Source organism: Collinsella sp. AM13-34, assembly GCF_003473055.1.
In the GTDB taxonomy this organism is placed as follows: domain Bacteria; phylum Actinomycetota; class Coriobacteriia; order Coriobacteriales; family Coriobacteriaceae; genus Collinsella.
In genome coordinates this window covers 82,991-109,145 of sequence record NZ_QRLE01000002.1, presented here as the reverse complement: position 1 = coordinate 109,145, position 26,155 = coordinate 82,991, and the positions used below count along the sequence as shown (strand labels likewise).

At 58.7% G+C, this 26,155-nt stretch carries 21 protein-coding genes and 6 tRNA genes; 24 read left to right on the top strand and 3 right to left on the bottom strand.

What is annotated here, in order from left to right:
• The 7 genes from gpmI to DW151_RS01190 all read left to right on the top strand — a co-directional run bounded on the left by gpmI (position 1) and on the right by DW151_RS01190 (position 8,207).
• The gene (gene gpmI / locus DW151_RS01220; RefSeq protein ID WP_117584277.1) at positions 1 to 1,554 is read left to right on the top strand and encodes a 2,3-bisphosphoglycerate-independent phosphoglycerate mutase; all 1,554 of its coding nucleotides are present in this window, start codon (positions 1 to 3) and stop codon (positions 1,552 to 1,554) included.
• A gap of 164 nt (positions 1,555 to 1,718) precedes the next feature.
• Positions 1,719 to 1,973, top strand: coding sequence for a preprotein translocase subunit SecG (secG, locus tag DW151_RS01215; RefSeq protein ID WP_006236144.1), 255 nt, complete (start codon positions 1,719 to 1,721; stop codon positions 1,971 to 1,973).
• Between the two features lie 290 nt (positions 1,974 to 2,263).
• A complete protein-coding gene (locus tag DW151_RS01210) occupies positions 2,264 to 3,940 on the top strand; it encodes an ABC transporter substrate-binding protein (RefSeq protein WP_117584278.1) in 1,677 nt (558 codons plus the stop codon).
• A gap of 157 nt (positions 3,941 to 4,097) precedes the next feature.
• Positions 4,098 to 5,135: an ABC transporter permease gene (locus tag DW151_RS01205; RefSeq protein ID WP_089572952.1), complete on the top strand. Its 1,038-nt coding sequence runs from the start codon at positions 4,098 to 4,100 to the stop codon at positions 5,133 to 5,135.
• A 14-nt stretch (positions 5,136 to 5,149) separates the two neighbouring features.
• Positions 5,150 to 6,085, top strand: a complete 936-nt coding sequence (locus DW151_RS01200; protein WP_117584279.1) for an ABC transporter permease — start codon at positions 5,150 to 5,152, stop codon at positions 6,083 to 6,085.
• 2 nt (positions 6,086 to 6,087) lie between these two features.
• Complete coding sequence (locus DW151_RS01195; protein WP_117564867.1) at positions 6,088 to 7,179, top strand: ABC transporter ATP-binding protein; 1,092 nt, start codon at positions 6,088 to 6,090, stop codon at positions 7,177 to 7,179.
• On the top strand, positions 7,179 to 8,207 hold the full coding sequence (locus DW151_RS01190; RefSeq protein ID WP_022094888.1) for an ABC transporter ATP-binding protein: 1,029 nt from the start codon (positions 7,179 to 7,181) through the stop codon (positions 8,205 to 8,207). The genes DW151_RS01195 and DW151_RS01190 overlap by 1 nt, the downstream gene beginning before the upstream one ends.
• A 277-nt stretch (positions 8,208 to 8,484) precedes the next feature.
• Here DW151_RS01190 and DW151_RS01185 read toward each other — a convergent pair whose 3' ends face one another.
• Positions 8,485 to 9,642: an IS110 family transposase gene (locus DW151_RS01185; RefSeq protein ID WP_233543278.1), complete on the bottom strand. Its 1,158-nt coding sequence runs from the start codon at positions 9,640 to 9,642 to the stop codon at positions 8,485 to 8,487.
• A gap of 699 nt (positions 9,643 to 10,341) precedes the next feature.
• On the opposite strand from DW151_RS01185, the gene DW151_RS01180 reads away from it, so the two are divergent.
• From DW151_RS01180 to folB, 14 genes are all read left to right on the top strand, one after another.
• Positions 10,342 to 10,431 (top strand) — tRNA-Leu (locus DW151_RS01180).
• Between the two features lie 59 nt (positions 10,432 to 10,490).
• Positions 10,491 to 12,836, top strand: a complete 2,346-nt coding sequence (locus DW151_RS01175; protein ID WP_117806836.1) for a GAF domain-containing SpoIIE family protein phosphatase — start codon at positions 10,491 to 10,493, stop codon at positions 12,834 to 12,836.
• Positions 12,837 to 12,914: 78 nt separating this feature from the next.
• Positions 12,915 to 13,661: an anti-sigma factor antagonist gene (locus tag DW151_RS01170; protein ID WP_055286928.1), complete on the top strand. Its 747-nt coding sequence runs from the start codon at positions 12,915 to 12,917 to the stop codon at positions 13,659 to 13,661.
• A gap of 105 nt (positions 13,662 to 13,766) precedes the next feature.
• Positions 13,767 to 13,842, top strand: a tRNA-Gly gene (locus DW151_RS01165).
• A 34-nt stretch (positions 13,843 to 13,876) separates the two neighbouring features.
• Positions 13,877 to 13,950, top strand: a tRNA-Cys gene (locus tag DW151_RS01160).
• Between the two features lie 43 nt (positions 13,951 to 13,993).
• Positions 13,994 to 14,069, top strand: a tRNA-Gly gene (locus tag DW151_RS01155).
• Positions 14,070 to 14,591: 522 nt separating this feature from the next.
• On the top strand, positions 14,592 to 16,325 hold the full coding sequence (locus DW151_RS01150; RefSeq protein WP_233543277.1) for a glycoside hydrolase family 13 protein: 1,734 nt from the start codon (positions 14,592 to 14,594) through the stop codon (positions 16,323 to 16,325).
• A 141-nt stretch (positions 16,326 to 16,466) separates the two neighbouring features.
• Positions 16,467 to 16,542, top strand: a tRNA-Gly gene (locus DW151_RS01145).
• Positions 16,543 to 16,545: 3 nt separating this feature from the next.
• Positions 16,546 to 16,620: transfer RNA gene (locus tag DW151_RS01140), tRNA-Val, on the top strand.
• A gap of 679 nt (positions 16,621 to 17,299) precedes the next feature.
• A complete protein-coding gene (nrdD, locus tag DW151_RS01135) occupies positions 17,300 to 19,522 on the top strand; it encodes an anaerobic ribonucleoside-triphosphate reductase (RefSeq protein WP_117806470.1) in 2,223 nt (740 codons plus the stop codon).
• A gap of 426 nt (positions 19,523 to 19,948) precedes the next feature.
• Positions 19,949 to 20,530, top strand: a complete 582-nt coding sequence (gene nrdG / locus DW151_RS01130; RefSeq protein WP_117735798.1) for an anaerobic ribonucleoside-triphosphate reductase activating protein — start codon at positions 19,949 to 19,951, stop codon at positions 20,528 to 20,530.
• A 66-nt stretch (positions 20,531 to 20,596) separates the two neighbouring features.
• Positions 20,597 to 21,154 carry a GTP cyclohydrolase I FolE gene (gene folE / locus DW151_RS01125; protein ID WP_117800884.1) on the top strand — a complete coding sequence of 186 codons (558 nt, stop codon included), beginning with the start codon at positions 20,597 to 20,599 and terminating at the stop codon, positions 21,152 to 21,154.
• A gap of 2 nt (positions 21,155 to 21,156) precedes the next feature.
• Positions 21,157 to 21,738, top strand: a complete 582-nt coding sequence (locus DW151_RS01120; RefSeq protein WP_172622418.1) for an HD domain-containing protein — start codon at positions 21,157 to 21,159, stop codon at positions 21,736 to 21,738.
• 43 nt (positions 21,739 to 21,781) lie between these two features.
• Positions 21,782 to 22,267, top strand: coding sequence for a dihydroneopterin aldolase (folB, locus tag DW151_RS01115; protein ID WP_117800881.1), 486 nt, complete (start codon positions 21,782 to 21,784; stop codon positions 22,265 to 22,267).
• Between the two features lie 6 nt (positions 22,268 to 22,273).
• On the opposite strand, the gene DW151_RS01110 is transcribed toward folB, so the two are convergent.
• Both DW151_RS01110 and DW151_RS01105 read right to left on the bottom strand, forming a co-directional pair.
• Positions 22,274 to 23,050, bottom strand: a complete 777-nt coding sequence (locus DW151_RS01110; RefSeq protein WP_158566610.1) for a M48 family metallopeptidase — start codon at positions 23,048 to 23,050, stop codon at positions 22,274 to 22,276.
• Between the two features lie 74 nt (positions 23,051 to 23,124).
• A complete protein-coding gene (locus DW151_RS01105) occupies positions 23,125 to 24,138 on the bottom strand; it encodes a dipeptidase (protein ID WP_117800876.1) in 1,014 nt (337 codons plus the stop codon).
• A gap of 119 nt (positions 24,139 to 24,257) precedes the next feature.
• On the opposite strand from DW151_RS01105, the gene DW151_RS01100 reads away from it, so the two are divergent.
• From DW151_RS01100 to DW151_RS01090, 3 genes are all read left to right on the top strand, one after another.
• Positions 24,258 to 24,686: a peptidylprolyl isomerase gene (locus tag DW151_RS01100; protein WP_035138874.1), complete on the top strand. Its 429-nt coding sequence runs from the start codon at positions 24,258 to 24,260 to the stop codon at positions 24,684 to 24,686.
• A 3-nt stretch (positions 24,687 to 24,689) separates the two neighbouring features.
• On the top strand, positions 24,690 to 25,268 hold the full coding sequence (locus DW151_RS01095) for an urease accessory protein UreE (RefSeq protein ID WP_118334071.1): 579 nt from the start codon (positions 24,690 to 24,692) through the stop codon (positions 25,266 to 25,268).
• A gap of 82 nt (positions 25,269 to 25,350) precedes the next feature.
• Positions 25,351 to 26,148 (top strand): HAD-IIB family hydrolase, encoded by a 798-nt coding sequence (locus DW151_RS01090; protein WP_089572976.1) that lies wholly within the window; start codon positions 25,351 to 25,353, stop codon positions 26,146 to 26,148.
• Positions 26,149 to 26,155: the final 7 nt, after the last annotated feature.

The window sequence follows — 26,155 nt, the reverse complement described above, 5'->3', positions numbered from 1 at the left end:
ATGGCACAGCGTCATCTTCCTGCACTCCTGATCATCATGGATGGCTGCGGCCTTGCTCCGGCTGATGGCGAGAACGCCGTCGCCGCTGCCAAGACGCCCTTCCTTGATAGCCTGTACGAGAAGTATCCTCACACCACGCTCGGTGCTTCGGGCGAGGACGTGGGCCTTCCCGACGGCCAGATGGGCAACTCCGAGGTGGGTCACCTCAACATCGGTGCCGGCCGCATCGTGTTCCAGGAGCTTTCGCGCATCAACAACGCCATCAAGGACGGCTCCATCGCCAAGAACGAGGTCTTCGTCAAGGCTATGGACGACGTCAAGGCTGACGGCAAGACTCTCCACCTTATGGGCCTTATGAGCCCTGGCGGTGTTCATTCTCACATGAACCACGTCGAGGCTCTGGTCAAGATGGCTGCCCAGCATGGCGTCAAGACCGTTCGCGTCCACGCCTTCATGGATGGCCGCGACGTCGACCCGCAGTCCGGTGCCGGCTACATGAGCGAGTTCTGCGCTTTTCTGGCTAAGATCTCCGAGGAGACCGGTTGCGACGCTCGCGTTGCCACCGTTTCGGGCCGCTATTGGGCCATGGACCGCGACAACCGCTGGGAGCGCATCCAGCGTGCCTACGACGTCATGGTCAACGCGTCCGATGCCGATACCGACCCCGTTGCCGGTATCAAGGCCTACTACGAGAAGGATCCGCGCGGCGACGAGTTCGTCGAGCCCTTTGCTGCCCACAACGAGGGCATTCACGAGGGCGACGCGGCCATCTTCTTCAACTTCCGTCCCGACCGCGCTCGTCAGATGACTCGCGTGTTCACGGACAAGGAGTTCGACGGCTTTGAGCGCGAGCAGATTAAGCTTTCGCACTTTGTGACGATGACCGAGTACGATCCGACGTTTGACGTCGAGGTCGCCTTCCCCAAGACGTTCCCCGAGAACGTTCTGGCCGACGTTATCGCCGCCAATGGCCTGAAGCAGCTGCACACCGCCGAGACCGAGAAGTACGCCCATGTGACGTTCTTCCTCAACGGCGGCATCGAGGAGCCCAAGGAGGGCGAGGAGCGCGTGCTCGTCGCTTCCCCCAAGGTTGCTACCTACGATCTGCAGCCCGAGATGAGCGCTCCCGAGGTTACCGAGAAGCTCGTCGCCGCTATTAACGAGGATCGCGCTGATTTCTACATCGTGAACTTCGCGAACTGCGACATGGTTGGCCACACCGGTGTCTTCGACGCCGCCGTTAAGGCCGTCGAGGCTGTTGACGATGCTCTGTCCAAGGTTGTCCCGGCGATTCTCGCCAAGGGCGGCTTTGCGCTGATTACCGCCGACCATGGCAACGCCGATCACATGTTTGACGTTGCTTCCGACGGTTCCAAGCATCCGTTTACGGCTCACACCACCAACCGCGTGCCGTTCATCATCGTTGATGATAAGGCCAAGCTCACCGGTATCGAGGACGGCCGTCTTTCCGATATCGCTCCGACCATGCTCACCATGGCTGGTATTGAGCCTTCCGCCGAGATGACGGGTCGCGTGCTCGCCACCGAGGCCTAATAGAAAACAAATACCGTTTTCTAGTAAGGGGGTTGTCCACAACCGGACGACCCCCTTTTTGGTATTTCTGCCATTTCTACCCCGTCCCTAAATGGCAGGTGGGGGAGTGTTGAAGGTTGTGGTACAGTACTGGAGTTTGAATTGTTCTATTAAGGAGCTTATCTATGGGTCCGTTCCAGATTCTTCTGTTTGTCGTTTGGGCTGTTTCTGCCGTGGCGCTGACGATTCTCGTTCTGATGCATTCCGGTAAGGGCACCGGCGTTTCGGATATGATCGCTAGCTCGCTGTATAACTCCAGCTCTGCCACGGGCGTCATGGAGCAGAACCTCGATCGCCTGACGGTAATTATGGCCGTCGTTTTTGCTGTGTGTGTCGTTCTGTGCATGTTCTTCTTCCCGCAGGGCATCGTCGGCTACTAAGCATCGGCGTATATACGTTTGTAAAGGGTCCCGCATGTGCGGGGCCCTTTTTGTTTACAGACTTGTAATAGAGTCAAAATATCCCCACATACTTCGCCTAACTAAAGAAATTCTCGACCGTTAACCGGAATTAGCGCCATATTGTGCATAAAATGCGCTACTGTATTGCGAAACGTTGGTCCGCACTGCATAACCAGCCATAACGGCGGACCGCGTTTGAATGGTTCGATCGGGCTGTCTTGACGTTGCCCGGCCGAATTCACTTTGTCCTATCTCATAAGGAGGATGGCATGGCTGATTCTATGTTCCACCAGCCCGTTATGGGTCGTCGCGCCTTTGTTGGCGGCACCCTCGCTGCGAGCTCCATGGCTTTTCTTGCCGCATGCGGCAAGAAGGGCGGCGACGCTTCCGGTTCTGAGTCCGGTTCGACGCTGAACTTCTACATCAACAACCCGGTCTGCATCGACCCCTACAACGTCCAGGAGGATCAGGGCACTCAGGTCGAGTACCAGCTCTTCGACGCTCTGACGGAGTACGATAACGAGAAGGGCGAGATCGTTCCGCTGGCTTGCGAGTCCTTTGAGGCTAACGACGACGCCACCGAGTTCACCTTCAAGATCAAGAAGGCCAAGTTCCACAACGGTGACGACGTTACCTCCAAGTCCTTCAAGCTCGGCTGGGAGCGCCTGGTCAACACTAAGTCGGCCATCGCTACCGAGTATGGTCCTTCCGAGGTCTCCTACCACCTTTCCATGGTCGAGGGCTATGACGATCTGCTTGCCGGTAATGCTACCGAGCTGTCCGGCGTTACCTGCCCGGATGACGAGACCCTCGTCGTCAAGCTGACTTCCGCCTACGCCGACTTCCCCTTCGTCGCCTCTCACCCGGCTCTGTCCCCGGTTCCCGAGTGCGCCGAGACCGATGTCAAGAGCTTCTATCTTGCCCCGGTCGGCAACGGCCCGTTCATGATGGACGGTAAGTGGGAGGATGGTCAGGAGATCAACCTCAAGAAGTTCGACGATTATTATGGCGACAAGGCCAAGATCGACGCCATCCACTTCCAGGTCATCAAGGACGTGGAGACCGCTTACAAGGAGTTCCAGGCCGGTAACCTTGATGTCTGCGACGTTCCCGTTGCTCAGATCGACGCCGCCAAGAAGGACCGCGGCGAGTCCAAGGATGGCTACACCATGAGTGATGGTGCGCGCATGCTGCTCGGTTCCGAGCCTTCCACGTACTATCTGACGTGCAACACCACGGCCGAGCCGTTCAACAACGCTGACCTGCGTAGGGGCATCTCCCTGGCTATCAACCGTGAGGCCATCTGCAAGACCATCTTCAAGGGCACCCGTACCCCCGCTGACGGCATCGTTCCTCCGGGAATCGCCGGCTACAAGGAGGGCGCATGGGAGTTCTGCGCCTACGACGTCGACAAGGCTAACGAGTACCTCGACAAGGTCGCTCCCGCTGGCGCTAACGGCGATCGTGGCATCAATGTGACCCTGTCCTACAACCAGGACGGCGGCCACAAGGAGATCATGGAGTCCATCATCGGCGACCTCGCCAAGGTGGGCGTCACCGCCGTCTCCGATACCCCTGAGTGGTCTGCCCTGCTCGAGCAGTATCAGAACTTCAACTATCAGTTCGGCCGTCTGGGCTGGATCGCCGATTACCCGATCATGGACAACTTCCTGTATCCGCTGTTCCACTCCGACTCCCTGGGTGGCGACAACCGCTCCGGTTACAGCAACCCCGACTTTGACGCCAAGGTTGACGAGGCCCGTGCCACGGTTGACGACGACGAGCGTATCGCCAAGATGCAGGAGGCCGACGCCATGGTCGCCGCCGACTGCCCGGTCATCCCGGTGATGTTCTACACGCACACCATCGCTGGCTCCGACCGCGTCAAGTACCTCTACGTTGATCCGCAGAAGCACGCCGATCTGGGTACCGCTGAGCTCGCCTAAGAGTTTTGCAGCTTCCGTGAGGGTCAAGTATTTACGTAGACCTCATGGGAAACATACAGTTCCCCCTAACCTGGGGTAAACTGGCTGATGGTAATTTTGGGATGCCGGTCTGGCGATCGGCATCCCATTTAGGTTAATCCCTAGATAGGGGAGTGGTATGGGTAAGTACATCGTTAAACGTGTGCTTCAGTTCATCCCGGTGTTTTTGGGCGTCACGCTGATTCTGTTCGCCCTCCAGAATATCGTGCCGGGAGATCCGATCAAGTTGATCGGTGGAGACAAGGCTCTGTCCCCCGAGGTAGAGCTTCAGCTTCGCGTACGCTATCACCTGGTCCAGACGGACGAGGACGGTAACGCGATCCTTGACGAGAACGGCGATCCCGTTCAGACGTCGCTTGTAGACCGTTATCTGTATTACATGAACGGTCTGCTTCATGGCGATCTGGGTAATTCGTACCAGCGCAAGCTGCCGGTTACGGAAATCTTTGCCCAGAAGTATCCGTATACGGTCAAACTCGCCGCGTGCGCCATCGTGCTCGAGGCGATCATGGGTATCGGTGCGGGTATCATTTCGGCGGTAAAGCGTTATTCCTTCTGGGATATTTTGGTAACGCTCACCACGTCGATCCTCGTTGCCGTTCCCGCCTTCTGGCTCGGCATGCTGCTGCAGCTGTTCTTCGGCGTCATCCTTAAGGATCTCACCGGCGGCGCATTCTCCATGCCGATTTCGGGTGCCGGCGGTTCCAGCTCTCAGTATCAGGATTGGATGCACTATGTGCTTCCGACCATTACGCTGGCTTCGGTTTCGACCGCTTATGCTGCCCGCATTATGCGTTCACAGCTGCTTGACGTCATGAACCAAGATTACATCCGTACGGCAAAGGCCAAGGGTCTCTCCAATCGCGCGATCATCATCAAGCATGCGCTTAAGAATGCACTCATCCCCGTCGTTACCTATATTGGTGTCGACTTTGGCGGCATGCTTTCGGGTGCCATCCTGACCGAAACGGTCTTTAACTGGCCCGGTATCGGCTATGAGGTCTATCGCGCCATTAGCATGCGTGACTGGCCCATCGTTATGGGCGGCGTTACGCTCATCGTCGTCGTCGTCATGGTGATCAACCTGCTCGTCGACATTAGCTATGCATTCCTCGACCCGCGCATCCGCCTTGGCGGTCCGTCGGATAAGGCCTAAGGGAGGTACGTCTCATGCAGGAAACTGATTCTCAGTCTCAGGAGCAGGCTACCGCCACCAAGGCCGCATCTGCTCCCGCCAAGTCCCGCACGCTGTGGGGCGACGCTTTTAAGCGTCTTCGCAAGAACAAGCTCGCCGTTATCGGTGTCTGCTGGATCATCGTCGTCGTTTTGGTTGCCCTGACCGCAGATCTGTGGGCTAAGCCCTGGCTCGGTTCGCCGACGGCTTCCGACTCGACCACCATGGCCGAGACGTCGCTGCTGGCTCCGTGTGCCGAGCACCCGTTTGGCACCGACGCCCTTGGCCGCGACATTCTCGTTCGTGTTATCTACGGTGCACGTGTTTCGCTTTCCGTCGGTATTATGGCCACCGCCATCTCCACGGTGATCGGTCTGGTCATGGGCGCCCTTGCCGGTTTCTATGGCGGCATCTGGGATACGATTATCATGCGCTGCGCGGACATCTTCCTGGCGTTCCCGTACGTGCTGTTCGTCGTCGCCATGATCGCCGTTATCGGCCGTGGCCTTCAGAACGTCTTTATCGCCATCGGTATTCTCGGCTGGCCTTCGATTGCGCGCGTCTTTAGATCCGCGATCCTCACGGTCAAAGAGAACGACTATGTTGACGCCGCCCGCGCCATGGGTGCATCCGATGCCCGTATCGTTATGCGCCATATCTTCCCGAACTCCGTTGCTTCCATCGTGGTCTACGCGACCATGAACATCGGCGGCGCTATTCTGACCGAGTCCGCTCTGTCCTTCCTCGGCATGGGCGTTATTCCGCCTACGCCTTCGTGGGGCTCCATGATTCAGGACGGTCAGCAGTATCTTCTGACTGCTCCCTGGATGATGATCATGCCCGGTCTGGCAATTCTCTCGACGGTGCTCGCCTTCACCCTGCTGGGTGACGGTTTGCGCGACGCCCTCGACGTCAAGATGAAGGACGCATAAGGATGAAGAAGAACAAGAACTATGTGGACCTGAAGGACCAGCCGGTTCCCGAGGGCCAGCATCTGCTCGAGGTCGATGACCTTAAGATGTATTTCCACACCGAAGATGGCGTTGTTCGCGCTGTCGACGGTGTCTCCTACACGCTCGATCGCGGCGAGACCCTCGGTGTCGTCGGTGAGTCCGGCTCCGGTAAGTCTGTGACCGCCATGACCATCATGGGTCTTATCTCGATGCCTCCGGGAAAGATTGAGGGCGGCGACGTTCGCTATCGCGGCCGTTCTATCCTCGAGATGACCGAGGAAGAGATGCAGCACATTCGCGGTAACGACATCGCGATGATCTTCCAGGATCCTATGACCTCCTTGAACCCGGTCTATAAGATCGGCAAGCAGGTGGGCGAGGGCCTTCGTCTGCACCGCGGCTACTCCAAGCAGGAGGCGCTCAAGCGCGCTACCGAGCTTTTGGACCTCGTGGGTATCCCCGAGCCCGAGAAGCGCGTCAATGAGTATCCGCACCAGTTCTCCGGCGGTATGCGTCAGCGTGTCATGATCGCTATGGCTCTTGCCTGCGATCCCGATATCCTGATTGCCGACGAGCCCACGACGGCTCTGGATGTTACCATTCAGGCTCAGATTATCGAGCTCATGCAGGAGATGCAGGAGAAGAACGGCAACGCCATTATTATGATTACCCATGACCTGGGCGTCGTCGCCGATATGGCCGATAAGATTATGGTTATGTACGCCGGCCGTCCCGTCGAGTTCGGTACTGCTGAGGAAATCTTCTACGAGAGCCGCCATCCCTACACCTGGGGTCTTATTCGCTCCATCCCGGAGCAGGCCATCGATGAGAAGAAGCCGCTGACGCCGATTCACGGCAACCCGCCTTCGCTCATGAACTTGCCTGAGGGCTGCGTCTTCTCTCCTCGTTGCCCCTATGCGACGGACAAGTGCCGCAAGCAGCGCCCCGAGCGCGTTGTCACCGAGTCTGGTCATTACTCTGCGTGCCACTACTCCGGTGACCCCGAGTTCCTCAAGAACGCTCCTGAGACGTCCCGTACGCGCAAGGATTCCAAGAAGGGAGGCGAGGCGTAATGGCAGATACCAACGAGCGTACTCCGCTGCTGAAGGTCGAGCACCTCTCTAAGGAGTTTCCCGCTGAGTCCGGCATGTTCGCCAAGCGCTTCTCCAAGCGTGTCGTCTCTGCTGTGAACGACATTTCGTTCGAAATCTATCCTGGCGAGACCTTTGGTCTGGTCGGCGAGTCTGGTTGCGGTAAGTCCACCACGGGCCGTACCATCATGCGCCTCACCAAGCCGACGGCCGGTAAGGTGTTCTTCCAGGGCAAAGATGTTGCCGAGATGAGCAAGCATGAGATCAAGGACATGCGTCGTGAGATGCAGTTTATCTTCCAGGATCCTTATGCTTCGCTCAATCCTCGTATGACAATCGGTGAGATCGTCTCCGAGCCCATGACCATTCACGGCGTGGGCACCAAGGAGGAGCGCATTGAGCGTGTCCGCGAGCTTCTCGACGTTGTCGGACTGAACCCCGAGCACATTAACCGCTATCCTCATGAGTTTTCCGGCGGCCAGCGTCAGCGTGTCGGCATTGCCCGTGCATTTGCGCTTAAGCCCAAGCTGATTATCTGCGACGAGCCGGTTTCCGCTCTGGATGTGTCCATTCAGGCCCAGGTTCTGAACCTGCTGAAGGAGCTCCAGGACAAGTTCGGTACGGCTTATCTCTTCATTGCTCATGACCTCTCTGTCGTACAGCATATTTCCGACCGTGTTGCCGTTATGTACCTGGGCAAGATGGTTGAGGTTTCGGACTGGAAGACGCTCTACAGTGAGCCGCACCACCCGTACACGCAGTCGCTGCTGTCTGCTGTGCCGGTGCCCGATCCGGATATCCAGAAGACTCGTAAGCGCATCATCCTTGCCGGCGACCCGCCGTCACCGCTGGATCCGCCGACCGGTTGCCGTTTCCACACGCGCTGCCCGATTGCGCAGGGTATCTGCTCTGAGAAGCTTCCCGAGTTTAAGGAAGTCGCACCGGGTCACTGCTGCGCCTGCCACTTCGCCGAGCCGTTCCCGATCAAGGAATCTCACATCGACCTGTAGTCGGCTGTTTGTCCGGGCCCGTGCTGGACTTAGTTTTCAGAACGTCCTCGACCATGGAGACCCCCTTATCCTGCTCCTTCGGAGCTGTGGATAAGGGGGTCTCCTGGTCTGCGGAATGTTCTGAAAACTAAGTCCAGCACGGGCTCTGTGTTACCGATGCAGGGGGGGTGTTCCTATAGTTTTGTCAACTGGGAAATGCTCTCCGTGCGACCGAATCGCGGCATGCTGACGCCAAGCCATTAGGCCGGTGGGCTTCAGTCTGCTCGGTGCGTTTCGGCTAGGCTGCGTAAGGCACCCTGTCTCGCATGACCGCGTAGATGACCTTCAGTCTCTTTCGCGCCAGCGCCTTGAGCGCCTTGCCGTGCGACATGCCCCGCTCCCGGCACCTGGTGTAGTAGTCGCCCCATCTCCCCTCTGTCCGGGTAAGGCAGTTACATGAGAATATGAGCAGGTTCTTCAGCCTCTTGTTGCCTTGGCGCGATGCCGTCACCGAGGAGATCGAGGTTCCCGACTGGCGGTTGCGCGGCGCCAGGCCGCAGTACGACGCGAGCCTGTCGTGACTGGGGAAGTCTTCGATGTCGATGGAGACCGCAAGCTCGGAAGCGGTTTTGGGCCCGATGCCCGGCACCGTCAGGAGGCATCGGTAGGTATCGTCGCCCTCGAGCAGGGCGGAGATCTCCGCCGTGATCGCCTCGATCTCCGCCGAGTTCTCGGATATCCTGCGCGCGAGCAGTTTCACCGCCCGGTCCTCGGCGGCGACGACCGACGCATCCGGCCTTGTCGAGGAGGTTGTCGAGCGGACGAGGGCCTCGATCTTACCGCGCGCCGCCCCACGCGTGAGCGCCGCCGCCCTGCGGGGCCCGGCGTCGGCTACCGACCAGGCCCCGCCGAGGGATGCCATGAGCCTCAGCTGGGGCCCGTCGGACAGGTCGACCAGTGCCTCGAAGGCGGGGCACGATTCCAGCAGGATGCTGCGCAGCCGGTTCTTATTCCTAGTGTTCTCGCAGGTCAGGAAGTTCCTCTGGGCGGCCAGCGCCCTCGCCGCCGCAATCGTCGGACCCGGGTCTCCGACCGGCAGGAGCGCGTCGGGGATGCCAAGCGCCGTCTTCGCGATGACCATCGCGTCTCGCTCGTCGGTCTTGGCGTCGCCGGCGAAGAGCCTGGCGGCCCCGTGCGCCGCGAGTCCCGGCAGGTACGCCGCCGACATCCCGGCCGCCCTGGCGCGGGCGAGCGCGAGGGCGCCTATGTTGCGCGACTGGTCGACGACCACGAGCGCATCGGGGAAGCGGCCGAACAGCGAGTCCAGGTCGTCCTCCCTGTTCGCGACGGGGGTGCTCAACAGCACCTCGCCATCTCGAGTCGCGACGCATGCCCAGTGGGACGATTTCCCGACATCGAGCCCGATGACGGCTTCCGGCATTCTAATTGGTGCCACGGTGGTATCCTCCAATCGGTAGGCCGATCGGAACCCCTCCCCGCGACACCCACATTACCTGGCCGTGGCGCTTGCGCCCGGCAGTTTCCTATCAGTCGTCCGGAGCGGCGAGCGCCCCCGGTGGCAACACCCCCCGGGCCCTCTACGGGGCAGGGGCAGACGGCCATCCGGAGGCGCCCGATCGGCGGCCCCTCGGGGCTTGCCCGTATCGTAGGCAATGCGCCGAATGCTCGCCATCGAAATTTATCGATGGCCTATTTCAGACTGTAATGGGCGATTCCTTGATCGCTCACTTAATCTAATGGGATAGTTAGTGAGGCCGGAGCAAAAGCTCCGGGCTCCATATATAAGGGCTCGGCAAAGCCGAGCCACTAAATTTATATCAGCCCCAGAACATATTTGAGAACTGTGCCCGGAGTACATACTCCTAGGGCCGGAATGAGGTTGCTTTCCAACGCATTCCGCAGGGGGCGGCATTATTTTGTAGCGCGAAGCGCGAATCAAAATAATGCCGCATGCCCGAGGACGCGTTGGAAAGCAACCTCATTCCGACCCGAACAGGTCCGTCTACCAGCGCATTTACAAATTCGTAAACTTTTTTGAAAAAAGTGCTTGCACAGTTCTCGAATCATAGGTTATTATCTTCCTCGTTGAACGCGCGGGTCCAACAAAACGAACCGCGAATCAACAACATAGCATGTCGGAGTGGCGGAATTGGCAGACGCGCTAGCTTGAGGTGCTAGTGACCGCTTTTTGGTCATGCGGGTTCAAGTCCCGCCTCCGACACCATCGCATTTGAGAAGCCTCTTCGGAGGCTTTTTTGTTACCGATAGACGGTGAGGTCCACGATGGAAACGCTTGAACGCAACGAGTGGGCAGACGTTGCCCAACTAGTCGAGATCACGAGCGATGCTGTCATCATCTGCGAGCTCGACGGAACCATTCTGCATGTGAATAATCGCTTACTTGGTTTGATGTGCGAGGAACGCGCCGACGTCATCGGTGGAGATGTTAAAGACGTCCTGTACTCGTCCGCTTTTGAACGTGCAACGGAACATCGTTTGCCATTTGAAACTGATGGCTCCGAGAGCGAACTGATGCTCAAGCTGAGCGATGGCTCCTTTATTCCCGTATTGGTTCGCGCAGGCTCCGTAACGCCTCCACGTATCTTTGGGCGCCGCGCGCCACGTGTCCTGGTGGCGCTTCACAGTATTGAGGAACAGTATTCTCACGACCGGCAACTCAAGCGTGCGTTATCGGAGCTTAGAGTGGCGAACAAGCGTCTCTCTGGCACGCTCTCGGTCATTATGAGCACTGTGGGCTCCGATGAGTTACCCAGCCTGCTTGATACCGTTTTGAACCAGCTTGTAGGAACGCTCGATGCTTCGGGTGCTGCTATCTATTTTTCTGAGAGCGGCGGCTTTAAGCTCCGCGGTGTTTCCAAGGAGCTGCTCGACAGCTACCTGCCCGAGTTTTTGCCGTATGGCGCTGGCATTCCGACGTATGTTCTTCGCGAGTCGCGTGCCTGTCGCTTGTCGATTCAACAGGACCTTGAGGGCGATAAGGCCGCCTCCGGTATGTTCATGGACCTGGATAATCGTTCTAAGCACCTGTTGCGCATGCAGGATATGCCTCCGTACCGCAGCGAAATCTGTCTTCCCGTTTTTTACGGTACGCAGATCCTCGGCGTGCTGGAAGTTGGTTGGAAACGCCCCCAGGCACCGCTCGCTTATGATGTTAATGTACTTGAGGTCATTTGCGATTACCTGTCTATCCAGCTGGTCGGCATGGCATCGAGCCTTCGCTCCCGTCGCACGGCCGAGCTTGGCCGCTCGCTCAATGTCTTGCGGGATGAGTTGTTTACCTTTCTAGACGATTCCGCCGCGGCTACCCAGGCGGTATCGTCCGAGATCTGCAATATGCTCAACTGCCATTTTTGCCCTATTGAGTATGACGCCAGTCTGGATTCCTACGTCATAGATTTTGAAGGCGGCAGTCGCGTTGCTTTGCCGGACGATCCCGAGAAGCTTTTCTTTTCCACGACGGCGCCAGCGGCACGTTTGGGGGCTGCCCCTGATGGCTTTGAGGCATCTGTTTTGGGCGGCACGAGTGCCGAGGACCTTAAACACGTCCGTATAACTCGCGTTGACGAATCGATGCCTATGGGAGGCTGGCTTAGAGCGCATGGCCTGCCTTGCCAGGGTCTCTACGTCGACGCCGGCATCGAGGCGGGGCGCCCACGCCCTGAGGGCGATGGCAAGCACAGTAACGACGCAATCGTTCCTGCTTCTGTTGCGAAGGGGCCGACGACGCGTGCGCTGCTGCTTCGTGATGGTAGCCAAGAGCCGATTGATGATCTTGAATATGACTACTTGGTGCACTTGGCGCATGACTTTGAACTGATCTACGAAGGCGAATCTCAAAAGCGCGAGGAGCGCCATATCGCTCAGACCCTCCAGATTGGCATGAGAAATTCCCTGGGGGATGTTCCGGGAATCGCCGCCGATTCGGTGTACCTGTCGGCCACGAACTCGGCGTTGGTCGGCGGCGATTTCTATACGCTCATCCGTCTTCCCGACGACTGCGCCGTCATGATTCTGGGCGATGTGTCTGGCAAAGGCATTGAGGCTGCATCGATGTCCGCGCTCGTCAAGACGGCCCTGACGGCATATGCCTGGGAGGGCGCTGGACCGGCCCGCATGGCACGCTCCCTTAACAGCATGCTCATGGGCTTCTCGAGGGTCGAGACGTTCGTGACGGCCTTTATCGCCAAGATTGACCTTAAAACCGGACGCGCAACGTATTGTTCGGCGGGCCATCCTCCGACCATGGTCATCAGGCCAGAGTCGATGCCGCTGGGTGGCGGCGAGGCCCGTGGGGGAGAGGTCGAGCTGCTTGGATGCCAATCGGGCGTAATCGGTGCATTTGAGAGCATGGTTTACGAGACGGGCGTGTTTACGTTCGCTCCTGGCGACATGCTCTTCATGTATACGGATGGAACGATTGAGGCCCGCGACCGCACCGGAGCGTTCTTTGGCGAGCAGCGCCTTCGTGATCTTCTGCTCTCTGTCTCGGGTGAGGGCGTATCGGGAATCTGCGGCAAGGTCTTGGGCGAGCTCGACCGATTTACCGAATCGGCGCTGGACGATGACATTGCATTGGTGTCCCTTGAGTTTTTACGGGGTCGTTCATAGACGACGCTGGGCGGGCTGAATCCGTACGGTTGGGGAAACGAATGCATCGAGTGGGCTTTTTTGGGGAACCATGGTCGTATGAATGAGTGGAATGACATAGCGGTTTTGACGCCACCAGGCGATATCGACATCGCCACGGTGCCTGCGCTGCGTCGGCGGTTGGATGCTTTGATTGGCCGCGGCGTGCGTCGTGTCGTCATCAACTGTCAGGCTGTTAGCTTTATCGATTCGACGGGCTTGGCATTCCTGCTTACGCGCGCTCGTGAGCTCATGAGGCGAGAAGGCCTGCTTTCGCTCGTCAATGCATCGGGTGAAGTTGTTCGCTTTTTGGAGATTGCTCGGCTTGTCGATATCCTTCATGTCGCGGGGCCGGCACGGGAGTCTATTCCCGCCATTCCGGTGGGGGAGCTGCCTCGCTGGAGTAAGAGCGTCGAGGTCCGTCAGGGTATCGAGAATCTTCCATACTACCGACATCGCATCGCCGAACTCCTTGAATCGCTTCCGTTGCGCCGTGACGAGCGCTACGATGTCGCATTGGCGTCGGGGGAGGCGCTGGGTAATGCCTATGACCATGCGGGCGGTATCGGGTGCGTCCTGACGGTTCAGGCCTATGGCGATCGCGTTGTGGTTGAGGTGCTTGATCGAGGTGCCGGCTATTCTATCGATGAAACGAGCGAACCGGTCGCATCAGAGGAGCGCGGCCGTGGTATCAAGCTTATGCGTATGCTCGTCGATAACGTGGAGGTTGCTCGTCGTACGGACGGCGCCGGCACGCGCGTGCAGATGGTGAAGCTGTTTAGCGGAGCGCTGGAATCGTGTGCCTAGCCAATCGCTTTAGCGCGTTTAGCTACTAAGAACATGCGGCAGACAAGTTTTTTGAAAAAAGTACTTGCGTCTTTTGGACAACTCGCGTAAATTAATAACCCGCAAGCGGACATGGCTCAGTTGGTAGAGCACAACCTTGCCAAGGTTGGGGTCGCGGGTTCGAGCCCCGTTGTCCGCTCCATTGCATTTCCGGACCGTTTAGGCGGTCCTTTTTCGGCGAAGTGGCCAAGTGGTAAGGCAGAGGCCTGCAAAGCCTTTACCCCCGGTTCGAATCCGGGCTTCGCCTCCAGGCAACATCCGGGCGCTCCGGCGCCCGTTTTGTTTTTACATATGCGGACATGGCTCAGTTGGTAGAGCACAACCTTGCCAAGGTTGGGGTCGCGGGTTCGAGCCCCGTTGTCCGCTCCAAACGCAACAGCCCGACTACTACGGTAGCCGGGCTTTTTCGTACCCATCGTATGGGCTCGAACCCGAGAGGGAGCGAGCGTTAAGCAAACGCGGAGCGTTTGTAGCGAGCTGGCGAGGACGCCGACAGGCGACCGAAGCCGGTGCGGATCCGCGAAGCGGATACGCAGACGCCCCGTTGTCCGCTCCAACTATCTTACGCGGTTCTAGCGAACCGCGTTTTTTGTTGACGCTGCGCGAGCCTCGGGCACCCCATCTTGCCCCTCAATCGTCGGTCGCGTACATAAAGTACGCTTCCCTCCTCTTTCGCGGCAACTTGGGGCACCCGGAGCCCGCTCGCTGTCGTGGCCGGAGGAGTGGGCCTTCCGTTCTTTTCACTGATCGATCGATTCGTCCCAGGAGACTCGAACCCGAGAGGGAGCGAGCGTTTGGGGCGTGGCTGTGGCGTTGTTTGCCGCGAATGTCCGCTTTGGGCGTATCATCGTGGGCATCTCGCATAACCTCGTTGCAAGGGAGATACGCCCCATGGCTACAGAAAAGTCTTCTTCGCGCTCATGGATGTCCGACGCCGCGATCTATCAGATCTACTCGCGCTCGTTTAAGGATTCGACTGGTTCGGGTCTGGGCGATATCGCGGGCATTACCCAGCAGATGGACTATCTTGAGCAGCTGGGCATCGAGGCCATCTGGCTGAGCCCGTTTTACCCTTCGCCTCTTGTCGATGGCGGCTATGATGTGGCGGACTACTGCGATGTCGACCCACGTCTCGGCTCGCTTGATGACTTCGATGACATGATCGCTGCGGCTCATGCGCGCGACATCAAGGTCATCGTCGACATCGTGCCCAACCATTCGTCCAACCAGCACCCCTGGTTCAAAGCCGCTCTTGCCGCCGGCCCCGGATCGCCCGAGCGCGCCCGTTATATCTTCCGCGATGGTCGCGGCGAGCACGGCGAGCTGCCTCCCACCAATTGGAATGCCAACTTTGGCGGCCCCGCCTGGACGCGCGTCGCGGACGGTCAGTGGTATCTGCACATGTTTACGCCCGAGCAGCCGGACTTTGACTGGTCGTGCCCCGAGGTTCACGCGTTCTTTTGTGACGTCCTGGCGTTTTGGAGCGATCGAGGCGTCGATGGCTTTCGCATTGATGTGGCGCACGGTCTCGCCAAGGATCTCGACCGCGATGACCTCGACCGGTGGCATCTCGCCGAGGGCGATGACATGGTTGAGGACGGCACCCATCCGCTGTGGGACCGCAACGAGGTCCACGAGATCTATCGCGAGTGGCGCCGCGTGTTCGACCGCTATGATCCGCCACGCAGCGCCGTTGCCGAGGCGTGGGTGCTGCCCGAGCGCCAGTATCTCTACGCGCGTCCCAGCGAGCTTGGCCAGACATTCAACTTTGAGTTTGCCAAGGCCACTTGGACCTATGATGACATGCACGCTGCAATCGAGGAGGGCTTGAAGGCAGCTATAGAATCCGATTCCGCCTCGACCTGGGTGCTCTCCAACCACGACGTGCCGCGCGTGGCGACGCGCTATGCCCTGCCGCAGATCAAGGCGACGCGCTACCACCAGATTGCGCTCGACTGGCTCTTACGCGACGGGTCGTCTTATGACGAGGAACGTGAACTCGGCGAGCGCCGCGCGCGGGCGGCCCTTTTGCTCGAGCTGGCGCTTCCGGGCTCGGCATACGTGTATCAGGGTGAGGAGCTCGGCCTTTTTGAGGTGGCTGACATTCCGTGGGCCGCACTCGAAGATCCTACTGCGACCAATACGCACGGACCGAAGCGCGAGAAGGGGCGCGACGGCTGCCGTGTGCCCCTGCCGTGGGTGGCGGCGGACGATCCCGCGCAGGGCGGATCGTTTGGGTTTTCACCGGCGGACGCCGATGCGGCGCCCCATCTGCCGCAGCCTGCATGGTTTTCCGATTACGCTGCCGATAGGGAAGAAGCGGACCCGACATCGATGCTTGCGCTCTATCGTGACGCCCTCTGGCTGCGGCGCAAGCTGCGCGGGTGCGCCAACGATCTTGCGTGGCTCGATCTTGACGGGCGCACCGGCCTTGCGGATGGTGCCGAGGGCGCTGAGGGCGGCGTCATCGCCTATCGCCGCGACAACGGCTGGGCGTGTGTGACGAACTTCGGTGCAGCGCCCGTGGAGCTGCCTGCGGGCAGGGTCCTGCTCGCCTCATCACCGCTTGCAGACGGTAAGCTCGCGCAGGACAGCTCTGCCTGGATCATGCTCGGTGAGATGTAGGGGTCTCTTGCGGCGAGCTTGCGTTTGCCTGCGCCTTCCGCGGCGGCTGATGTCTTCGCGAGGTTCGCGAGGGCGTCGCAAAACTTTTCAAAAAAAGTTCTTGCATTTGGGTGGATCATCCCGTATATTAAATCCTCGCAGGCGGACATGGCTCAGTTGGTAGAGCACAACCTTGCCAAGGTTGGGGTCGCGGGTTCGAGCCCCGTTGTCCGCTCCATTTGGGCGTTTAGCTCAGGGGGAGAGCGCTTCCCTGACACGGAAGAGGTCAGAAGTTCAAATCTTCTAACGCCCACCAAATGTTCGCAGCTCAGAGGCATCGCCTCTGGGCTGTTTTGTTTTGGTCGCCAAATGGGTCGCCAAATACGTCACCAAATTTCGAGTTTCTGATCTTCCGGGATGCTTCTCAGTAGTCATCCGAGGAAACTCTCGTCTTCTCCGTTTGCATACACATATCTTTCAAGGATTCGTGCCGCGGTTGCATGAGGCTCGGCAAGGCACGACCGCAACATGTTGGTCAAGCATAATCTTTTGGATTCTTTTGGCGTGAGCGGCTTGGTTTTGGTAGGATTTGTCAGCGGCTTGACTAAGGGGGTTTTATAACTGCCATGCAGGTAGCCGTGTTGGTAACGTTTTACCGACTTGTCAAATACCCCTCATTTTTAATGCGTCTGCAAAATGACTAATTGCTTTGACCTGCTGAAACACTATATGTTGTGTTTGACCTAAAAAAAGAATACAGGATATAGATGCCTCTTTGTCGTATGATAGATGGCGGACAGAGAACGAAGACCTTAACTGCCTCTTTTGAACGTGTCCTTGAGCCACTTGATCGGCTCTTGGGAATGTCCGCATGGAGGCTTATGGTTTATCGAGAACACAGATTGCGCGACGGCGCCGCAAGACGGGGGCAAGCCCTGCCGGGCATCGTTTGGCTCTGAAACGCAATGAGACTACGACGCGAAAGAGGCAAGAGGATGAAGATCATCAAGCGCAGCGGCACCGAGGTTGTCTTTGACATCGATAAGATCGTCAATGCGATTCGCGCCGCCAACTTGGAGGTCGAGGAGGGCTCTCGTCTTACCGACCGCCAGGTGGTTTATGCGGCGCAAAACGTCGCCGAGGCATGCGAGAACGCGGGCCACACCGTGTCGGTCGAGGAGATTCAGGATCTGGTCGAGGACGAGATCATGCGTCTCGACTGCTACGAGGTCGCTCGCCATTACATCATCTATCGCTATGTTCAGAGCCTGAAGCGCCAGAAGAACACGACCGACGACAAGATTCTGTCGCTCATCGAGTGCAACAACGAAGAGGTCAAGCAGGAGAACTCCAACAAGAACCCGACCGTCAATTCCGTTCAGCGTGACTACATGGCCGGCGAGATTTCCAAGGACCTGACTCAGCGTGTGCTGCTGCCCCAGGAGATCGTGGATGCTCACAATGAGGGTCTGATCCACTTCCATGATTCGGACTACTTTGCCCAGCACATGCATAACTGCGACCTGGTGAACCTGGAGGATATGCTCCAGAACGGTACTGTTATCTCGGGTACGCTGATTGAGAAGCCGCACAGCTTCTCGACGGCTTGCAACATCGCGACGCAGATCATCGCCCAGGTTGCTTCCTCCCAGTACGGTGGCCAGTCGATTTCGCTGACCCATCTTGCCCCGTTCGTCGAGGTGAGCCGTCAAAAGATTCGCGGCGAGGTCGCCCGCGAGCTCGAGGAGCTCGGCGTTTCCGCATCTCCCGAAAAGGTCCGCGAGGTTGTTGAGGACCGCCTGCGTGACGAGATCCGTCGCGGCGTCCAGACGATTCAGTATCAGGTCGTGACCCTTATGACCACCAACGGCCAAGCGCCGTTCGTGACGGTCTTCATGTATCTCAACGAGGCTCGCTCAGCGCAGGAGAAGCACGACCTTGCCATGATCGTGGAGGAGACGCTTCGTCAGCGCTACGAGGGCGTTAAGAACGAAGCCGGCGTGTGGATTACCCCGGCATTCCCCAAGCTTATCTATGTACTCGAGGACGATAACGTTCACGAGAATTCCCCGTACTTCTACCTGACCCAGCTGGCTGCCAAGTGCACCGCCAAGCGCATGGTGCCCGACTACATCTCCGAGAAGAAGATGCGCGAGCTCAAGCTGTCTAAGGGCGAGACCGCCGGCAACGGCGATTGCTACACCTGCATGGGTTGCCGCAGCTTCTTGACGCCCGACCGCTCGGGCAACGGCTTTAACAATGTCGCCAACGCGCTGAACTATGACCCGACCAAACCTAAGTACTATGGCCGCTTTAACCAGGGTGTTGTGACCATCAACCTGCCCGATGTCGCGCTGAGCTCGCATCAGGACATGGACAAGTTCTGGAAGATCTTCGACGAGCGCCTTGAGCTGTGCCACCGTGCCCTGCTGTGCCGTCATGAGCGCCTGATGGGTACGCTTTCGGATGCCGCACCGATTTTGTGGCAGTACGGCGCCCTCGCTCGTCTGAAGAAGGGCGAGACGATCGACAAACTGCTCGTGGGCGGATACTCTACCATCAGCCTGGGCTATGCTGGCCTGTATGAGTGCGTCAAGTACATGACGGGCCACAGCCACACCGAGAAGGAAGGCACGCCGTTTGCCATGGCCGTCATGCAGCGCATGAACGACAAGTGCGCCGAGTGGAAGGCCGAAAGCGATATCGATTTCTCGCTGTACGGTACGCCGTTGGAGTCGACGACCTACAAGTTCGCCAAGTGCCTGCAGCGTCGTTTTGGCATTATTCCGGGCGTGACGGACAAGGGCTACATTACCAACAGCTATCACGTCCACGTGTCCGAGGAGATTGATGCTTTCGACAAGCTTAAGTTTGAGGGCATGTTCCAGCAGCTTTCGCCGGGCGGTGCTATCTCCTACGTTGAGGTTCCCAACATGCAGGACAACCTCAAGGCTGTCATTCGCGTGATGCAGTACATCTACGACAACATCATGTACGCCGAGCTCAACACCAAGAGCGACTACTGCCAGGTGTGCGGCTACGATGGCGAGATCAAGATTGTTGAGGACGATGGCAAGCTGGTGTGGGAGTGCCCCAACTGCGGCAACCGAGACCAGGAGAAGATGAACGTCGCTCGTCGTACGTGCGGCTACATCGGTACCCAGTTCTGGAACCAGGGCCGAACCGAGGAGATCCGCGACCGCGTGCTGCATCTCTAATAACCATCCCAGGCTGCCCCGTAGCGAGGCCCCGGACCTTTACTCGCTATTTCGGACAGTCCTGGCTCACGACGGAGGCGCCACTGGCGCCTCCTGTTCGTGTGGAACTCATATCGAGCAAAGGTCCGGGGCCTCGCTACGGGGCAGCCAAGTTGACGTAGCTGAGATGCAGTACGCGGTCTGCTCACTCCTCGAAGTTCTTAGCGGAAATAATTCGGGCTGCAGCTGCGATTTACTTGCGATGGCGGTTGAGCCGCAACTCAGTTTTTATTAGACCACGAACCCTATACTCGATGTTCGCTTCGTTCATTGAGTTACCCTTTGCATGAGGTCGGGACATATCGTCCCGCCCGCAGTTTCGCAGGCCGCAGGCCGAGAATGTTTGAGGACGGGATGATATGTCCCGGCCTCCCGGGAGAGTTACCTATGAACTACGCGAACATTAAGTATTTCGACATTGCTGATGGAGAAGGCGTCCGCACTTCTCTGTTTGTGAGCGGGTGCCGTCGTGGCTGCAAGAATTGCTTTAACTCCGTCGCGTGGGACTTTGCCGCGGGCGAGCCGTTTGATCGTGCCGTCGAGGACAAGATTATCGAGAGCCTCGATCATCCCTTTATTGACGGCCTGACGATTCTGGGCGGCGAGCCTATGGAGCCCGAGAATCAGGCGGGACTCGTTGATTTTGTCGAGCGTGTTCGCGCGGCCTATCCAGCGGGGTCGGGGAAGACTATTTGGTGCTTCACCGGCGATGTGCTCGAGGAGCTTATGCCGGGAGGCCGCCACCATACCGAGGTCACGGACCGTATCCTTGCCTGTCTCGACATGTTGGTGGATGGCCCGTTTGTTCAGGATCTGTATGATATCTCATTGCGTTTTAGGGGCTCGAGTAACCAGCGCGTGATCGATATGAACGCTACGCGCGCCCGTGCTGAGCGTGAGGGCGTTGCGCTTTGTGATGCGGTTGAACTTTGGCGTGATGATCCGGTCTATTCGACCCATACTATGTAGCTTGTGGTCGATGCCGAAGGGCGTGGTACCATAGCGCGAACGTGAAATCGGAAAAGTGAGGCCCAGATGGTCGATCAGGAAAAAGTCGAGGCCGCCATTGAGCTGTTGCTTGAGGGCATAGGCGAGGATCCAGCTCGTGAGGGCCTGCTGGAGACCCCGGCGCGCGTTGCCCGTATGTATGGTGAGATTGCCGGCGGTATGGACCAGAGTGCCGAGGAACACCTGTCCAAAACCTTTGCCGTCGCTTCGAACGATTTGGTTATCGAGCGCGACATCACGTTCTACTCGCTGTGCGAACATCATCTGCTGCCGTTTTATGGCAAGGCCGCCATTGGTTATATCCCTAACGGTCGGGTGGCTGGGCTTTCCAAGCTCGCCCGCACGGTTGAGGTTTATGCCCGCCGTCTTCAGCTGCAGGAGCAACTGTGCGCACAGGTTGCCGATGCCCTCATGGATTATCTCGCTCCCCAGGGAGCGATTGTGTTGATGGAGGCCGAGCATATGTGCATGACGATGCGTGGCGTGCAAAAGCCCGGCACCAAGACCGTGACGCTTGCTCGCCGCGGCGTCTTTGAGACCGATCCCGCGCTCGAGGAGCGTTTCTTTAGGATGCTGGGCCGCTAACCATGAGAGTCGTCAACGACTTTACATCGAAGACCGATGAGGGGACGTCGCGTCGCGGCTTTATGGCTTCGGGCCTGGCCCCCTTTGGTGCCATGCCTCGCATTGATTACATTTGTGCCAACGGGCTGTTCCGGCGGCACCTGGGCAACATCGTACAGTTGGAATCGGGGCGCATCTTCTGCCGCCACGGTATTGACCATCTGCTGGATGTCGCGCGCATTATGTGGATTAAGAATCTTGAGGAACAGCTCGAATTTGACCGCGAGGTCATCTATGCCACGGCACTTCTCCACGATATCGGCAAAGATGAACAGTATGAATCGGGTATATCCCATGATGTTGCAAGCGAACGCGTCGCTGATGCGATTCTCGGCGGCATGCCCGATGACGTGGCGTTTGAGCCGGCCGATGCCGCAGCCATTAAGACGGCCATTCTGGGCCATCGAAAGCTGCGCGTGAACAGCCAACCGCTTGAGCGCCTGCTCTATGCAGCCGACAAAGCGTCGCGCGCCTGCTTTGCATGCCCCGCGCGCAATGCTTGCAACTGGAGCGATGATAAAAAGAACCTGTCGATTCGCGTGTAGTTAGTTTGCGCGGTCGGGGTTCTAAACGAAGGAGACGATCGCGATGAGTAACAAGAAACTGCCCGAGAATGCAACCAGGACTGAAGGCGCCGAGCTCGCTCGCCGTGGAAGGGGCGAAATATCCACCGCAACGGCGGTACCCCACGTGAGCTATGACGATCTTCGCCATGCCGATCGCATTACTATCGACGGTCTCGAGGTCTTTGCCAACCACGGCGTGTATCCCGAAGAGAACGCGCTGGGCCAGAAGTTCATCGTGTCCCTGGTGCTCTATGCCGACCTGCGCGCAGCGGGGGAGCACGATAACCTGGACGCCTCGATTGACTATGGCACGGTGTGCCACGATGTCGATGGCTATCTGCGCGAGCACACGTTTAAGCTCATCGAGGCTGCAGCCGAGGGTGTGGCCCAGATGCTGCTGCGTCGTTACCCCCTGCTGCTTGGTGTGCGCGTTAAGCTCGATAAGCCTTGGGCGCCCGTCGGTCTTCCCCTGGCAAGCTGCGGCGTCGAGATCGAGCGCGTGCGCTAACCGGCCCTACAGCTCGTTGGCAGGCGGTTTTTTGAGCCGCTGCGACAGAGCTCTATTGTCGGGGCAGTACGTGTCGAGCAGGGCGTGGAACCGCTGGTTGTGGCTTGGCTCGAGCAAGTGAACGAGCTCGTGGGCGACAACCATGTCGAGGCATTCGACGGGGTAGGCGGCGAGCTCGCGCGCGATGCGAATGGCGCCGGTTTTGGGCGTGCAGGAACCCCAACGCGTTTTCATACTGCGCACGGAGACGCGGGCCACGGTGACGCCCATTGCGATTTCGTACGCGTGCACGATGTCGCGTAGCGCTGCGGTGACCTCGGATGCATAGAGTTGGTCGATGCGGGTCTGGAGTTCTTTGGGCGTTAGGCCGTCAAGGGCTGTGCACTGCTTTGCCTGCGCGCGCCCACTTGGCTCGTCGGCACCCATAAAACTTGCGAAGGTGGCCTGCTTGGGCCGCGGTGCGGGTGATGCAAAGTTGTGATCGAGTGCATCCTGTACCGTGATGGGCTTGCCCCAAAGTGCAATGATGGACGAGGGGCTGAGCGGCTCTCGCGCCGTTGCCTGACGTTGCTCGCGCTGGGCAAGTCGGCTGATAATCCAGGCACTGTTGCGCTTCACAAACGCTTCGATACGCTCGCGGCTGGCGCCGAGCGGTGCGCTGGCGTGGACCTCACCGCTCGATGTGACACGTAGGTTGAAGTTCTTGACGCGCTTTTTGGTAACGACGACGGGGATGGGTGTCCCATCCGGTCGGGATACGGAAAACGTAAACTGCTGCGTCAAAAGCGGTCCTTCAGATTGGGGACGGGCCGGCATGTCGACCGTTCGGCATGCCGGCCTGCTCAAGGGATGTGAAATTAATAACGCTCAAAGAAGGCAAGCGCGTTGTCGCTGCAGAGCTTCTGCATCACGGTCTTGCCGAAGTGCTTGGAGAGCATGTTCTGGAACTCGGGCATCTTGCTGGCATCGGAGAGGAAGGCGGGCACAGTTGCGCCGTCCCAGTCGCCGCCGAGCGCGATGACGTCCTCGCCACCCAGGTCGAGCCAGTGCTCGATATGTGCCGCTAGCTGGTCGAAGGTGACGTCTGCGGCGGTTTTGTCGGTTGCGTCGTTGGAAAGGAACTCGCTGCAGTAGTTGAGGCCGACGATGCCACCCATGTCGCGAATGGTACAGAACTGGTCGTCGGTGAGGTTGCGTTTGACGCCGCAAACCGCACGGGAGTTGGAGTGACTGGCGACGAAGGGGCGCGTGGCGTGGGCGACAACCTCGTCAAAGCACTCGTCGTTGAGGTGGGAGACGTCGAGTACCATGCCGGCGTGCTCCATCTGCGTAAGTGCCTCGATGCCGGCGGCGGTGAGGCCGGCGTGGGTATCGTGTCCGCTTGCGAGCGGCCCCTGCGCGTTCCAGCTGAGTGACGACATGAGTACGCCCAAGCTCTTGAGCACCTCGATCAGCGCGGGGTCCTCGGCAAAGAACGTGGCGTTTTCGATGGTATGGATGCAGGCGACCTTGCCGTCTTTGAGCGCAGGGCGAATGTCAGCGGCGCTGCGTACGTTGACCATGCTGTCGTGGTTGAGCATTGCCTGGCCGCTCATGTGCGCCATGATCTGCGCCTGGAAGCGCGCGGCGTGAGCGGTGGGAATCTCGTCGGGGACAAACGTGGCGAAGCATTGTGCCCACGGCGTGTTGCCGATCTTTGCGAGCGAGATGGCACAGGCGTTGCCCTCGATGAGGTCGAAATCTTGCGGATGGGTTTCGTCGCCGGGGAAATAACCGTCGGTGCCGGCGGTAAAGCGCAGGTCGAGATCGAGCGTGGCCCAGCCGATGCGGTCGGCGGTGTCGCAATGTAGGTCAAATACGGGATATGCCATAGTTCCTCCGGTTGCAGCGTTTCTTTGCAAACTGTCTTTGAATTGTATGACTAGGGTATAGTTAGCGCCATATGTTCACGGCGGCTTGCGTTTGCGCCGCCCCTATCACGGAGGTTTCCATGTCCAACCAGGGCAAGAAGGTCAAGACCCATTATCGCGGCACGCTCGATGACGGCACGCAGTTCGATAGCTCCTACGATCGCGGCGAGCCGCTGGAGTTCACCTGTGGCGCCGGTCAGATGATCAAGGGCTTCGACGCCGCTGTTGTCGACATGCAGGTGGGCGAGAAGAAGACCGTGCACATTCCTGCTGCCGATGCCTACGGCGAGCACAATCCCGAGATGGTTCTGACCTTCCCGGCCGAGCAGGTTCCCAATATCGAGCAGATCGAGAAGGGCATGAAGCTCTTCCTGTCCACGCCGAGCGGCATGCCCGTCCCCGCCGTGGTCATCGACGTGACGCCCGAGGCCGTGACGCTCGACGCCAATCACGAGCTCGCCGGCAAGGACCTCAACTTTGATATCGAGCTCGTTGAGGTCGAGGGTTAGAGTATGCCTGAACGCTTGGTTTCGACGACATGCTTGGGAAATCTCAACGATCCGTCCTATGAACTCCTGCTTCGCCGGAAGTTAGGCGGCGTCTTTGAAATTGACGAGTTGCTGCTCGATTGGGACCAGGCTGATGTATGCGCGTTTGCGGGCGTGACGGAGCGGGGGCGCACGGTCGATGTTCGGTTGGATGCTGCCGACGGCGGTCGTCTTGCCGACGGCGACGTGCTCGCCATTGACCGTTCGGGCATGGTGCCCGTGGCGGTTGTCGTGCGCCTGCGCAGCGCCGAGGTTTATTTGGTCGAAGTTGACCGCATGGACCCGATTGCGCTCGCGCATGCGTGCTGGGAGATCGGCAATATGCACGCACCGCTTTTCCGAGGCGACTCGGACGAGCATACCGTGCGCATGTATACGCCGGTGCAGCCTGTTTTGGGCCGCATGCTCCGGGGCGTCGAGGGCGTTCGGCTCTCGACGGTTACCCGTGAACTCGATGCGGACCGGCGCTTTGCGTCGAGTGCGGCGGATGCCGTTGTGAGCATGGCTCCCGACTTTACCATCGTAAAAAAGACGCGCGGCTAAGCGCGTATATACGCAAGGCGGGCTTTGAGGGGCGACCAATCAAGGTCCGTCTTGCTGTTGATAGGAGGCTTTGGGGAAGCATATGGGTCTTGAGGGAATCAAGCTGATTGCATGCGATTTGGACGGCACGTTGCTGCATCCGGGGGAGCGCGAGCCGCGTTCCGAGGCCTTTGAACTCATCGATGAACTGCATCGTCGCGGTATCGTGTTTATGCCGGCGAGCGGCCGTCAATATGCGAGCTTGCGCTACCTGTTTGCCCCGGTGGCCGATGAGCTCGCCTATGTATGCGAAAACGGAGCCCTGGTGATGAGCGAGGGGCGTGCCGTTGTCAAGCGCTCTATGGAGCGTGACCTGGCGATGGATATCGCGAATGCCGTGGTCGCCTACCCCCATGCCGACGTTACCCTTTCCTGCGAGGGGCACCTCTACACCATAAGCGGCAACGATGCGTTCGTCGACCATTTGCGCTATGAGGTCCACTGCGATGTGGCGGTGGTCGACCGCCCCGAGGACATCGACGAGGACGTCATTAAGATTGCCTTCCAGACGCCCGAGGTGGATCAGCCGGCGGCCCTGGAGTATTTCGAGTGCCTCTTTAGCGACCGTGTCGACGTGATGACGTCGGGAACCGAGTGGACGGACTTTATCGGCTTTGATTCGGGTAAGGGTTCCGCGCTTGCCGATTACGGTCGTGCCCTGGGAATTTCGCCCGATGAGATGATGGCGTTTGGCGATAACGAAAACGACCGCGACATGCTCAACGTAGTGGGCCATCCCTATCTAATGGAGAGCTGCAATCCCTCTATGCGTGGCATCAACGACCGCGTCCGTTACGTACGCACGGTCGAAGAGGAGCTGCGTCGTCTACTTGCTGAGTAGGCATGTC

Coding starts and splice junctions, on each gene's coding strand:
- folE (WP_117800884.1), top strand. CDS start 20,597: ATGGTCGATCAGGAAAAAGTCGAGGCCGCCATTGAGCTGTTGCTTGAG.
- DW151_RS01210 (WP_117584278.1), top strand. CDS start 2,264: ATGGCTGATTCTATGTTCCACCAGCCCGTTATGGGTCGTCGCGCCTTT.
- secG (WP_006236144.1), top strand. CDS start 1,719: ATGGGTCCGTTCCAGATTCTTCTGTTTGTCGTTTGGGCTGTTTCTGCC.
- DW151_RS01105 (WP_117800876.1), bottom strand. CDS start 24,138: ATGGCATATCCCGTATTTGACCTACATTGCGACACCGCCGACCGCATC.
- DW151_RS01095 (WP_118334071.1), top strand. CDS start 24,690: ATGCCTGAACGCTTGGTTTCGACGACATGCTTGGGAAATCTCAACGAT.
- DW151_RS01200 (WP_117584279.1), top strand. CDS start 5,150: ATGCAGGAAACTGATTCTCAGTCTCAGGAGCAGGCTACCGCCACCAAG.
- DW151_RS01120 (WP_172622418.1), top strand. CDS start 21,157: ATGAGAGTCGTCAACGACTTTACATCGAAGACCGATGAGGGGACGTCG.
- DW151_RS01190 (WP_022094888.1), top strand. CDS start 7,179: ATGGCAGATACCAACGAGCGTACTCCGCTGCTGAAGGTCGAGCACCTC.
- DW151_RS01090 (WP_089572976.1), top strand. CDS start 25,351: ATGGGTCTTGAGGGAATCAAGCTGATTGCATGCGATTTGGACGGCACG.
- DW151_RS01175 (WP_117806836.1), top strand. CDS start 10,491: ATGGAAACGCTTGAACGCAACGAGTGGGCAGACGTTGCCCAACTAGTC.
- DW151_RS01100 (WP_035138874.1), top strand. CDS start 24,258: ATGTCCAACCAGGGCAAGAAGGTCAAGACCCATTATCGCGGCACGCTC.
- nrdD (WP_117806470.1), top strand. CDS start 17,300: ATGAAGATCATCAAGCGCAGCGGCACCGAGGTTGTCTTTGACATCGAT.
- gpmI (WP_117584277.1), top strand. CDS start 1: ATGGCACAGCGTCATCTTCCTGCACTCCTGATCATCATGGATGGCTGC.
- DW151_RS01150 (WP_233543277.1), top strand. CDS start 14,592: ATGGCTACAGAAAAGTCTTCTTCGCGCTCATGGATGTCCGACGCCGCG.
- DW151_RS01195 (WP_117564867.1), top strand. CDS start 6,088: ATGAAGAAGAACAAGAACTATGTGGACCTGAAGGACCAGCCGGTTCCC.
- folB (WP_117800881.1), top strand. CDS start 21,782: ATGAGTAACAAGAAACTGCCCGAGAATGCAACCAGGACTGAAGGCGCC.
- DW151_RS01170 (WP_055286928.1), top strand. CDS start 12,915: ATGAATGAGTGGAATGACATAGCGGTTTTGACGCCACCAGGCGATATC.
- nrdG (WP_117735798.1), top strand. CDS start 19,949: ATGAACTACGCGAACATTAAGTATTTCGACATTGCTGATGGAGAAGGC.
- DW151_RS01205 (WP_089572952.1), top strand. CDS start 4,098: ATGGGTAAGTACATCGTTAAACGTGTGCTTCAGTTCATCCCGGTGTTT.